We start from the raw sequence: 11,821 nt of genomic DNA, 5'->3' as shown, positions 1-11,821 counted from the left end.
GCCATGAGCTATTTCAAGCACCACGTGTTCTTCTGCACCAACCAGCGTCCCAACGGCGAATCGTGCTGCAACGATTTCGGCGCCAGCGAGATGCACAAGTACGCCAAGGACCGGGTCAAGGAACTGGGCCTGGCCGGCCAGGGCAAGGTGCGCACCAACAAGGCCGGCTGCCTCGACCGCTGCGCCGAGGGGCCGGTGATGGTGATCTATCCCGACAACGTCTGGTACCAGTATGTCGACCGCGAGGACGTCGAGGAGATCATCCAGGAGCACCTGATGCACGGCCGCACGGTCGAGCGGCTGAAGATCTGACGCCGTTCGCCTCGCCGCCCGCTCCAGGCCGGCGCGCACGGCGCCGGCATTCCACGCCTGGCCGCCATGGCCGCCCCCGGATCCGCCCATGAAATCACCGCAATTCGAACAGCGCTTCATCGCCGGCCCGGCCGGCCGGCTCGACACCCTGGTCCTCGGCAGCGCGCTCGACGGCTCGCCGCGCGGCATCGCGCTGGTCGCCCATCCGAATCCGCTGCAGGGCGGCACCAACACCAACAAGATCGTCCACACGCTGGCCAAGGTGCTGTCGCGCCGCGGCTACGTCGCCTACTGCCCCAATCTGCGCGGCGTCGGCCAGAGCGAAGGCGAGCACGACAACGGCCAGGCCGAGGTCGACGACATGGCCGCCGTGCTGACCCAGGCCCAGGCCGACCACCCCGGCCTGCCGCTGGTGCTGGCCGGCTTCTCGTTCGGCACCTTCGTCCAGTCCCAGCTCGCGGCCCGGCTCGGCGAAGCCGCGGTCGAGCGGCTGATCCTGGTCGGCCCGGCCACGGCCAAATGGGACTTCCCGGCCGTACCGGCCAGCACGCTGGTCGTGCACGGCGAGCAGGACGAGGTCGCGCCGCTGGCCGCGGTGTTCGACTGGGCGCGACCCTTGAACCTGCCGGTGGTGGTGGTGCCCGGCGCCGGCCATTTCTTCCACGGCAAGCTCACGCTGCTGGCCGACGTCGTCAACCGCTGGTTCGGCGCGGCGACCGGACAGGCCGGCGGCGCAGCGGCGGGCCACTGAACCGGCCGCCGCCGGCCGCAATCGAACGACGATGGACCTTCGCGCCGCGCCCTTCCCGATCGCCCTGCTGCTGGCCGGCCATGTACTGGCGCTGCTCGTCCTGGCCTGGCGCGCGCGGCAGGTGTGCTGGAGCTTGCTGCCGCAGGTCCGGCTGACCGGCTGGCTCGGCGCCACCACCCTGATCGCGGTGCTGTGGCAGTGGTCGGCCGGCATCAAGCCCGGCCTGAGCTTCCACCTGCTCGGCGCCTCGGCGCTGACCCTGATCGCCGGCCGCGACAAGGCGCTGATCGGCCTCGCCGCGGTGGTGCTGGCCACCTGCGCCAACGGCCATGCCGACTTCCTGGCGGCCGGTCTCGACTGGCTCAGCGGCCCGCTGCCGGCCGTGCTGTGCGCCGACATGGCGCTGCGGCTGAGCCGCCGCTACCTGCCCGCCAACTACTTCGCCTATTTCTTCGCCAACGGCTTCTTCGGCGCGGCGCTGAGCTTCGCGCTGGCGGCCTGCTGCAAGCTGCTGCTGCACGCGCTGGCCGGCAGCTACACGGCCGCCTACCTGGCCGAGGAGGCCCTGCCCTACTACCTGCTGTTCTCCTGGTCCGAGGCCTTCACCACCGGCCTGGTGATGGCGGCGCTGGTGATCTACCGGCCGCAGTGGGTCGAGAGCTTCGACGACCGGCGTTATCTCGAGGGCCGCTGAGCAGCGGGCGAATCGGCAACTGGGTTTCAGGATGACGATGCGCCCTGCGACGGTCGCTACCGGGCCAGTCCCGTGCCGCGAATGCATGCTGCATGTAGCGCGCCGTATCCGTAGGCGGCCCCCGCCCATGCGCGGAGAACGTGTTGCAGGAGCGGCTTCAGCCGCGAATGGCTGTGCCCAACGGCCGACCATTCGCGGCTGAAGCCGCTCCTGCAAAACCATGCCGACAACAATAAACGGGCCGCAATCGCGGCCCGTTCGCTTGCTGCATCGCCCGCCGGTCAGAACGTCCGGCCGCGCGTCACCGTCTCGTCGACGATGCGCCAGTCCTTGCCGACCCGGCGGAAGTTCAGCGTCTTGTCGACCTCGTCGGCATAGTCCTCCGAACCGTAGCGCTGGTGCAGCCGCACCTCGGCCCGGTCCTGCTCCAGCCTGACCACCTCGACCTGCTCCAGCGTCACCTTGAGCGCGCCGGACTTCTCCAGCCGCTGCTTGCGCAGCGCTTCCCACTGCTCGCGCGTCAAACCCTTGGCCGGCTTGAAGTCGTCGGCGTAGAAGCCCAGGTAGCCGGCGAAGTCCTTGCGGTTCCAGGCGGCCGCCCAGCGGCTCACCAGGTCGACCAGCACGGCGCGGTCGCCGTCGAGCTTGGGCTTGACCGGCTCGGCCGGCGGCACCTCGACGTGCTTCGGCGCCATCGCGGCCGCCGCCAGCGGATCGCGCACCGGCAGGCTCTGCTTGTCGAGCACCGGCGCGGGCGGCAGTTCGGTGCTGCAATTCATCAGGCCGTCGTCCTCGGCCACGCCGCCCTGCTCCTCGTCGATGGCGTCGACCACCGGCCGCAGCTGCAGCGCCGGCAACAGACGGCTCGACGACGCCAGCACGCGGATCTTGGCCAGCTCGAGGTCGCGCTCGGCCGAGGCGAGCGCCCGGCGCGCCTCGAACAGTTCGTTCTCGGTGTCCAGGAGGTCCAGCAGCGAGCGCTGGCCGATGTCGAACTGCTGGCGGTAGGCGTCGCGCGCCTTGGCCGTAGACAGCTCGTGCTGGCTCAGGAGGCGGATCTGCTCGCGGATGCGGTTGTTGTCGTTCCAGGCGATCTGGGCCAGCTGGCGGATGTCGCGGCAGGCCTTGTCGCGCAGGTCCTGGGCGGCGTTCACCTGTTCCGAGTACTGGCGGATGCGCGCACTGTCGGCGCCGCCGCGGAACAGGTTGTAGTTGAGCACCAGCTGGACCGAGCCGTCCTTGTACTCGCCGCGCAGGCCGTCGCGGTTCTTCTCGTAGGACTGCACCGCGCGCAGCTCGACCGAAGGCAGCCGCGCCGCCTTGCGCACGTCGACGTCGGCGCGGTTGGCGCGGATGGTGGACACCGCGGCGAGGAAGGCCGGGCTGTGGCGGATGGTGTCGGCGAGGAAGCCCTCGCGCGCCGGCAACTGGCCGTCGAGCGCCGGCGGCTCGGCCAGGCTGGCGGCCGGCGGCTCGCCGATCAGGCGCTGGTAGCGGGCCGAGACGTCGTGCAGATTGCTGACCTCGGTCAGCCAGTTCGATTCGGCCAGCGCCAGCCGGCCGGCGGCCTGCTCGAGGTCGACCTTGCGGCCGACGCCGGCGCCGACGCGCTGGGCGAGCTGGCCGTGGATTTCGGAGTGGGTGGCGTAGTTCTGCCGCGCCAGCTCGACCAGCTCGCGGTAGCGCAGCACGTCGAGGTAGGCGCGCGCCGCTTCGAGCGCGACGTCGTCGCTGGTGCTCAGGAGTTCGTAGTAGCGTGCCTGGCGCGCGTGGCCCAGGCGGCGCACGTCGCTGCTGGTGGCGAAGCCGTCGAACAGCATCTGGCGCAGCTGGATGCTGGCGGTGTCGTTGGCGTAGCTGTGCGAGCGGGTGATCGGGCTCTCGCTGCGCTGACGGCCGCTGGCCGCTTCGAGATCGACCCGCGGCAGCCAGTTGCCCTGGGCAGCGCGGCGCTCTTCATTGCTGGTCTGCAGATTGTGATAACGGAAGCGCACTTCCGGGTTCTGCATGATGGCCTGTTCGACCGCCGCCTTGAGCGTAGTCGGCGATTCGGCCGCCCAGGCCTGGGATGCACCGACCAGGCCGGCCAGCAGCATCCATCCGTATTTCTTTTTCATCTGCTTACATCCCCTTGCAGTATGGCCCTGTAAGGTATTCTTAGAAGCGCAGGTCGCATTCGACAGATAAATATTCGCCTGCTCGGTTCCAGCTATTTGTCATTGATTTTGTGCCGAGGCCGCGATTATAGCCAGGCGCCAATCAAAATCGTCTATGAATCAAAGAGTTCTAATTAAGCCTGTACTGATCTTGCTTGTGGATTAATCGAACCCGACCTTCGTTCCATCCCGCACCAGTGCAAACCCGTCCCGATCTCCATTCGAATGAAATAACAAAGACTTGCTTGCGCTGGCCGGCAATGTGCAACGGCTGGCTGATGCTTTGCCTGCTTATGGCATTGGCATATACCGCACCCAACTACGACAGGTTACTGAAGACGCTTAACCAGCGCTGGGGCGCCACGCCGGTCGCCCGTTTCCAGGGCTGGCGCGACCTGATCCGCGACGGCGCGGCAGGCAGCGACGCCGATCGCCTCAAGCGCGTGAACGATTTCTTCAATCGCCAGCTCACCTTCGGCGACGATCCGGTGATCTGGAACCAGCCCGATTACTGGGCCACCCCGCTCGAGACCATCGGCCGCGGCGCCGGCGACTGCGAGGACTTCACCATCGCCAAGTACTTCACCCTGAAGTTCCTCGGCGTGACGCCCGAAAAGCTGCGGCTCACCTACGTCAAGGCCAAGATCGGCGGCGCCGACAGCAGCGTGTCGCAGGCCCACATGGTGCTGGCCTACTACGCCCAGCCCGACGCCGAGCCGCTGGTATTGGACAACCTGATCGGCGATATCCGGCCGGCCTCGCGCCGGCCCGACCTGCAGCCGGTGTTCAGTTTCAACAGCGACGGCATCTGGGTGCCCGGCGGCGCCCAGCCCAATTCCTCGGTCGACCGGCTGTCGCGCTGGAAGGACCTGATCGCGCGCATGCGCGACGAAGGCTTCGAACTGTAGGCGCGCGCCGTCGCGGCCTCGCGCGGCGGCGCAAGCGTGAAAAGTAACCGCATGCCCGCGCGGCCTGCACGGCACCATCCGAAGATTTGGCAACACAAGGAGAACCGATCATGTCCCTGCTCCGACAGCTCTGGCTGATCGTACTGCTGTCGACCCTGCTCGCCTTCGTCGGCGGCTTCGTGGTCAACCTGACCACGGCGCGGCAGTACCTCGAGCAGCAACTGATGGCGCAGAGCGCCGACAACGCGGCCTCGCTGGCGCTCTCGATGTCGCAGCAGAGCAAGGACCCGGCCACGGTCGAGCTGATGGTCAGCGCGCTGTTCGATTCGGGCCACTTCCGGGTGATCCGCTACCTCGACGTCCACGGCAAGGTGGCGGTCGAGCGGATCAACGATTCGCGGCCCGAACGGGTGCCCGACTGGTTCATGAAGCTGGTGCCGCTGCGCGTCGAGCGCGGTACCGGCATGGTGTCGAACGGCTGGAGCCAGGCCGGCCGGGTCGAGGTGGTGGCGCACGAGCGCTTCGCCTATCAATCGCTGTGGGACGGCGCGCTGACCTTCCTGGCGGTGATGGCGCTGACCGGCCTGCTGTCCGGCATCGCGGTGACCGCGCTGATCCGCTGGGTGCGCCAGCCGCTGCGCGAGCTGGTACGGCAGGCCGAAGCGATCGGCGAACGCCATTTCATCACCATCCGCGAGCCGAACGTGACCGAGCTGCGCCTGGTGGTGCGCACCATGAACGCGATGGTCGACCGGGTGAAGTCGATGTTCGCCGAGCAGGCCGCCCGCATCGACGAGCTGCGCGCCTCGGCCAACCGCGACGGCCTGACCGGGCTGCCGAACCGCGACAACTTCCTCGGCCGGCTGCGCCAGGCGCTCACCGACGAGAATGCTGCGCCGAACGGCTCGGTGCTGCTGGTGCGGCTGCACGACCTGGCCGGCATCAATCGCAGCCGCGGCCGCGCCGGCACCGACGAATACCTGCGCGGCGTCGGCGCCGCCCTGGCTCGCTGCAGCGCGAGCCAGGGCGACAGCCTGCTGGCCCGCCTGAACGGCGCCGATTTCGTGCTGCTGCTGCCCGGCGCCAGCCGCGAGGAAACCGAGGCGATCGGCCGGGCCTGCCTGCAGGCGCTCGGCGAGCTCGGCGTGGCGGCCGACCAGCAGCACGGCACCGCCGCCCACGCCGGCGCCGCCTTCTACCGCGCCGGCATGGGCGAAGGCAGCCTCCTGTCGGCCGCCGACCAGGCGCTGGCGCGCGCCGAGGCCGACAGCGGCAACGCGCTGGCGCTGGCCGAGCAGGAAGGCGCCGCGGCCGACACCGTGGCGGCCTGGCGCGAGGAGCTCGAGCAGGCGCTGGCCGGCCGCGCCTTCGAGATGGCCAGCTTCCCGGTGCTCGACCAGGACAGCGCCCTGCTCCACCATGAGGTGCTGCTGCGGCTGCGCCGGCCCGACGGCGAGCTGGTCACCGCGGGCAAGTTCATGCCGATGGCGGCGCGCTTCGGCCTGCTGGCCCAGCTCGACCTGATCGCGGTCGAGCTGGCTGCCGAGCGGCTGCAGCGCGAGACCGGCGAGATCGCGGTCAACCTGTCGGCGGCCTCGATCGCCGACGCCGGCTTCATCGCCTCGATGCGCTCACTGCTCGAGCGCTACCGCGCGGTGGCCGGCCGGCTGTGGTTCGAGGTCAACGAATACGGCCTGGGCGGCGACTACGAGAAGCTGGCCGAGTTCGCCTCGGCTGCACGCGGCTTCGGCTGCAAGATCGGCATCGAGCACTTCGGCCGCCAGTTCGGCCGCATCCCGGCGTTATACGACCTGCGGCTCGACTACCTGAAGATCGACGGCAGCTTCATCCGCGACATCGACAGCCAGCCGGGCAACCAGCAACTGGTCAAGGCCATCATCGGCGTCTCCGGCGGCGCCGGCCTGCGCGTGCTGGCCGAGGCGGTGCATGGCGAGGCCGAATGGCAGTGCCTGAAGCAGCTCGGCGTGCATGGCATCACCGGGCCGTTGGCCACTCAGCTCTATCGAGCCTGAGTCGAGCCTGATGTAATCGGCTTCTGTGCTGTATTGAAGTTCGGTGCGGGCGCCCGGCAAAGCCGGGCGCTTTGTCATTCGTGACGACTCGACCATTTGGCTCGACCTTGATTCATTCCTACTCCCCCCGCCCTCGCCGCCGCGAGGGAGCCTCGCTCCGCTCGTGCCTAGCTACTTCGACCTTTCGCTCTTCGACTCTCGGCGTTTGGCGTTTGGCGTTGAGGATCCGATGAGCAAGCCATATGTAGGCCGGAATTCATTCCGACAGCGATGCAATTCAGGGCACAGCCGAATACCCAAATGTCCAACCCTCATCCAGCCCTCCGGGCCACCTTCTCCCGCGTGCGGGAGAAGGATCGCGTGCGATTCGGCGCTTAGGAACTTGAAGGGATAAACCCCCCATGTAAAAGCCTGATTCCCCTCCGCAATCCAAAACAAAACAGCCGCACGATGCAGATCGTGCGGCTGTTTCGCTTGCTGCGCCGGGACAGCGCGCCGGTTCGGACATCAGTCGGTCGACAGTTTCCCCTTCTTGATCAGGTCGTCGATGATCGCGGCATTGCTCAACGTGCCGTTGCCGGTCAGGTCGACGTTGTCGAGGATGATCTGCTGGTTCTCGGCCGACGCGTTGTAGCCGCTGGTGAAGCCGCCCGAGCTGCTGACATGGATCACGGTGTTGTTGCCGACGTGTTCCACCTGCAGGTAGTTGGCCAGGTTGCCGATGCCGCTGGCGTGGTTCTCGCCCTGCAGCAGGTCGCGCAGATCGAGGACGTCGCTCTTGGCCGTGCTGTCGAAGTCGGTGATGTGGTCGATCGCCGGGTTGCCGGCGGTGCCCGCATCGCTGAGCGTCCACTTGAAGGTATCGCCGCCCAGGCCGCCGGTCAGCATGTCGTGGCCCGCACCGCCGTCGATCAGGTCGGCACCGCCGCCGCCCGACAGCGTGTCGTTGCCGGCCAGGCCATGCAGCGCATCGCGGCCGTCGCTGCCGGTGATCTGGTCGCCTTGGACCGTCCCGGACACCTCCTCGCCGGTGCGGATCAGGTACTGGCCGTTGGTGCTGCTCTCGACGATGTCCTGCAGCGAGGTCAGCGTCGGCGTGGTACCCGAACCGAACAGGCCGAGGTCGTCGAGTGACAGGGTGTGGTAGGCGCTGTCGGCGCTGCCGGTCGGCTTGAATTCGACCAGCAGCCGCGCATTGCCGCCCTGCTCCCAGTACAGCAGCTCGACCGGCGACAGGCCCTCGCCGATCTGCACTCCGGTGTAGGTGCGCGTGGTCGGCGACTGGTTGGCGTCGTACACGGCGGCGATCTCGCCGCCGATGCTCAGGCGGAAGCCGTCGTCGGCGGTGACGCGGAAGTCGTAGCTGCCGCCGTTGAAGTAGGCCGCGCCGACGAAACGCATCATCGCGTCGGTGGTCTTGCCGAAGCTCGCCTGCGCCACGATCGAGGTCGAATCCCCGGTCGTACCGTTGCCGAGGAACTTGTACAGCTCGCCGCTGGTGACGGTGGTGTTGTTCGACGTGATATCCGGGTTGGTGCCGAGGCTGCCGGTGATCACCGGATCGCGGCCGTAGTCGAGCTTGCCTGCGTTGAAGGCGGCGTCCACCGCGCTGGTCTGCGCCGCGGTATTGGTGCCGACGATGTCGGCGGTCCGGGTGTCGCGGGCATTGATCAGCGTGGACAGATCCTGCACCGCGTCGAGGTTGCCGACCGTGCGGTCGTCCGAGTGCGCCTGGTTGCCGCTCACCGTGGTGTCGTTGTAACCGTAGTACTCGCCGCGCAGGCCGCTGGTGCTGACCGACTGGGTGGTCGAGCTGAGCTGCAGGTTGAGCCCTGCCGGCGCCGAACTCACCGCATTGCTGAGCACGTGGAAATCGACGTGGCTGGCGTTGGTGGCTGTGCTGCCGTTCGGCTCGGTGGCGGTCGCCGTCACGTCGATGCCGACGTCGCCGAGCAGGCTGGCCGGCAGCTGCAGCTTGGCGCCGGCCAGCTCGCTAGCCGGGATGGTGACCGCGTTGCCCACCACCGTGTAGCCCGACGGATGCGAGCTGGTGATGATGGTCGCGCCGCTCGGCAGATTGCTGAAGGTCAGCGTCAGCGTCTCGGAGCCGTCGGTGTCGACCAGGCTGGCGTTGACGTAGGACGACAGCGACACCTCGGTCTTGGTGCCACTCGAGGCATTGCCGGCGACCACCCCTGGTAGGACGTCAGGTGGATGTCGTCGATCATCGCGCCGCGGCCGGCCGCGTTGAACGAACTGGCGTCGGTGACGATCTGGATCTTCTGGCTGCTGCCGTTGCCGGTGAAGCTGAAGTGCAGGTTCTCCCAGTTGAAGCCGTTCTGCGGGCTGGTCGAGGCATAGGACGCGATCTTGACGCCATCGACGTAGACCGCCACCTGGGTGTAGCTGGTATCGAAGCCCGGCCGGCCGGCGTAATCGAACGACAGGTCGTAGACCTTGCCGGCTTCGGTGGTGACGTTGCGCTCGATGCCCAGCGTCTGCGGATTGGTACTGGAGTTGTTCAGCTCCAGCGCGTTGCTGCCGTTGCCCGGCGCCAGGCTGATGGTGTTGTAGCCGCCGTCCTGGCGCTGCTGGCTATCGCCGGTATGCCAGATCTCGAAGGCATTGGTGCCGCCCGAGAAGGCATCCGGACTGGTGATCAACGTCCAGCCCTCCAGCGTCGGGCCGGCCACAACCTCCGAGGTCGAATCGCTGTTGGCTGCGGTTTCCCAGCTGGTGACCAGGATTTCGCTCGAGGCGGCATTGGTCACCGTCAGGTTCGGCTTGTCGGCCACCGGGTTGATGTCGATGCGCATGGTCGCCGTGCTGCCGGTGGCGCTGCCGTCGCTCGGCTGGAAGGTGAACGAGGCGTAGTCCTGCTTGAGGTTGCCGGTACCGGTGCCGGCGAAGCCACCGTAGCCCGACTCGTGCGTATCGGGCACGAAGCGCAGCTTGCCGGCCGCGATGTCGGCCTGGCTGATCACCTGGTTGGCCGTCACGTCGACGAAGCCCGAACCGCCGTTGTACTGCAGGCGGCCGTCGGCCGGCAGGCCGGTGATGCGGATCGAGAAGCCGCTGCTGCTGTCCACGTCGGCGACGCCGAACTCGTTCCAGCCGAACACGTAGGCGGTGTCCTCGGTACCGGTCACCGCGCTCGGGCTGGCGGTCGGCGCATCGTTGACCGCGCTGACCGTGATGGTCGCGGTGGCCGGCGTGGCATCGACCAGGCCGAGGTTGTCCTTGGCGGCGTACTGGAAGCTGGTCGAGCCGTTCCAGTTGAGGCTGGGCTTGAAATACAGCGTCAGCGAATTGCCGCTGGCGGCCAGGTCGGTCCCGGCCGTCACCGCCTGCGTCATCGCCGCGTCGCGGTACAGCGTGCCGTTGGCCGGCAGGCCCGATACGCTGAAGCTGGCGACCGTGCCGTCGACGTCGGCGCCGGTCAGCGTCACGCTGATCGGCGTGGCCGGATCCTCGCTGCCGCTGGCGCTGACATTGTTGGTGGTCGGCGCGTCGTTGATCGGCGTCACGTTGATGGTGGTGGTGGCGACGTTGCTGGTGGCGCTGCCGTCGGTCACCGTCACGGTCACGTTGCGCGCGGTGCTGCCCGGGTTGTCGTCGGGGCTGGAGAAGGTGATCGCGTTGATCGCGCTCTGGTAGGCCGCGAGGCTGCCCGAGCCGCTCAGCGTGACCACCACCTGGCCGGCCGTGGTGGAGACGGTACCGGTGATGCCGCTCGGCAGCGTGCCGAGATTGAGGATGTCGTTGCCCTGGCGGTTGGTCAGCGTGATGGTGGCGCCGGTCAGGTTGCTGCTGTCGACATCGGTGATGCTGATGTCGCTGTCGCTGATCGCCACGCCGGCGGCCTGCTCGGTGTAGCTGGTGGTGTAGTTGGCCCCGGTCGCGCCGCTCGAGTTGTTGGCGTCGAGATCGAGCACCGGCGGGTCGTTGACCGCATTGACGGTGACGTTGACCGTCGCCGTCTCGGTCACGCCGCCCGAAGTCACCGTGTAGTTGAAGCTGGCGGCGCCGTTGTAGTTGGCGGCCGGCGTGAACACCAGCTTGCCGTCGACGCCCAGGCTGACCGTGCCGTTGGTCACGGCGACGGCCGAACCGCCAGCCGTGATCGCCGTGCCGTTGATCGCGGTGATCGCGCGGCCGGCGTTCTCGAAGCTGTCGTTGGCCAGCACGTCGATCGTGACGGCGTTGTCTTCGTTGGTGGTCGCGGTGTCGGCAGTGATGTCGGCCACCGGGTTCACCGTGATCGCCACGGTGTCGGTGTCGCTGGCGGTGCCGTCGCTGGTCACCACGGTCAGCGTGGCATTGCCGTTGTAGTCGGCGGTCGGGGCATAGCTCAAGCCGTTCAGCGCGGCGTTGATCGCCGAGGCGGTGCCGCTCAGCGTGACCGAGCCCGTGCCGTTGCCGGTGATGGTGACACCGGCTGTAGCGATCGCCGTCAGCGTGCCGTTGCCGATCGAAACCGTGGTGGTCAACGTGCCGCCGTCGACGTCGGCGACCGTGATCGCATTGCCGTTGGCGGTCGAAAACACCTTGGCCACGTCTTCGCTGGTGGATTGCGCCACCGGCACGGTGTTGACCGGCACATCATTGACCGGATTGACGGTGACGTTGACCGTCGCCGTTTCGGTTACACCGCCCGAGGTCACGGTGTAGTTGAAGCTGGCGGCGCCGTTGTAGTTGGCGGCCGGCGTAAACACCAGCTTGCCGTCGACGCCCAGGCTGACCGTGCCGTTGGTCACGGCGACGGCCGAACCGCCAGCCGTGACCGCCGTGCCGTTGATCGCGGTGATCGCGCGGCCGGCATTCTCGAAGCTGTCGTTGGCCAATACGTCGATCGTGACGGCGTTGTCTTCGTTGGTGGTCGCGGTGTCGGCAGTGATGTCGGCTACCGGGTTCACCGTGATCGCCACGGTGTCGGTGTCGCTGGCGGTGCCGTCCGAGGTCACCAC

At 67.8% G+C, this 11,821-nt stretch carries 8 protein-coding genes; 5 read left to right on the top strand and 3 right to left on the bottom strand.

Annotation, left to right across the window (positions count from 1 at the left end; all coding sequences use genetic code 11):
• The first annotated feature begins 3 nt into the window (after positions 1–3).
• The 3 genes from H9L41_RS10080 (at position 4) to H9L41_RS10070 (ending at position 1,757) form a co-directional block, all read left to right on the top strand.
• Positions 4–312 (top strand): (2Fe-2S) ferredoxin domain-containing protein, encoded by a 309-nt coding sequence (locus H9L41_RS10080; RefSeq protein ID WP_028448108.1) that lies wholly within the window; start codon positions 4–6, stop codon positions 310–312.
• A gap of 88 nt (positions 313–400) precedes the next feature.
• The gene (locus tag H9L41_RS10075; RefSeq protein WP_034608210.1) at positions 401–1,063 is read left to right on the top strand and encodes an alpha/beta hydrolase; all 663 of its coding nucleotides are present in this window, start codon (positions 401–403) and stop codon (positions 1,061–1,063) included.
• A 31-nt stretch (positions 1,064–1,094) separates the two neighbouring features.
• Positions 1,095–1,757 (top strand): energy-coupling factor ABC transporter permease, encoded by a 663-nt coding sequence (locus tag H9L41_RS10070; RefSeq protein WP_028448109.1) that lies wholly within the window; start codon positions 1,095–1,097, stop codon positions 1,755–1,757.
• Between the two features lie 281 nt (positions 1,758–2,038).
• On the opposite strand, the gene H9L41_RS10065 is transcribed toward H9L41_RS10070, so the two are convergent.
• Positions 2,039–3,874 carry a TolC family outer membrane protein gene (locus tag H9L41_RS10065; protein ID WP_028448110.1) on the bottom strand — a complete coding sequence of 612 codons (1,836 nt, stop codon included), beginning with the start codon at positions 3,872–3,874 and terminating at the stop codon, positions 2,039–2,041.
• Between the two features lie 317 nt (positions 3,875–4,191).
• Between H9L41_RS10065 and H9L41_RS10060 the strand changes: the two genes are divergently transcribed.
• Positions 4,192–4,821: a transglutaminase-like cysteine peptidase gene (locus H9L41_RS10060; protein ID WP_245589271.1), complete on the top strand. Its 630-nt coding sequence runs from the start codon at positions 4,192–4,194 to the stop codon at positions 4,819–4,821.
• A 110-nt stretch (positions 4,822–4,931) separates the two neighbouring features.
• Entirely contained in the window at positions 4,932–6,854 is a 1,923-nt protein-coding gene (locus H9L41_RS10055; protein WP_028448112.1) for a bifunctional diguanylate cyclase/phosphodiesterase, read from the top strand.
• 507 nt (positions 6,855–7,361) lie between these two features.
• Here the strand turns inward: H9L41_RS10055 and H9L41_RS25700 are convergent.
• A complete protein-coding gene (locus H9L41_RS25700; RefSeq protein ID WP_187523790.1) occupies positions 7,362–9,008 on the bottom strand; it encodes a type I secretion C-terminal target domain-containing protein in 1,647 nt (548 codons plus the stop codon).
• On the bottom strand, positions 8,948–11,821 hold the full coding sequence (locus H9L41_RS10045) for a beta strand repeat-containing protein (RefSeq protein WP_187523789.1): 2,874 nt from the start codon (positions 11,819–11,821) through the stop codon (positions 8,948–8,950). Before H9L41_RS10045 ends, H9L41_RS25700 begins: the two co-directional genes overlap by 61 nt.

The organism is Chitinimonas koreensis (assembly GCF_014353015.1).
GTDB classification, from domain to species: domain Bacteria; phylum Pseudomonadota; class Gammaproteobacteria; order Burkholderiales; family Chitinimonadaceae; genus Chitinimonas; species Chitinimonas koreensis.
The sequence above is the reverse complement of the archived record's forward strand: the minus strand, read 5'-3'. Positions and strand labels throughout refer to the sequence as shown.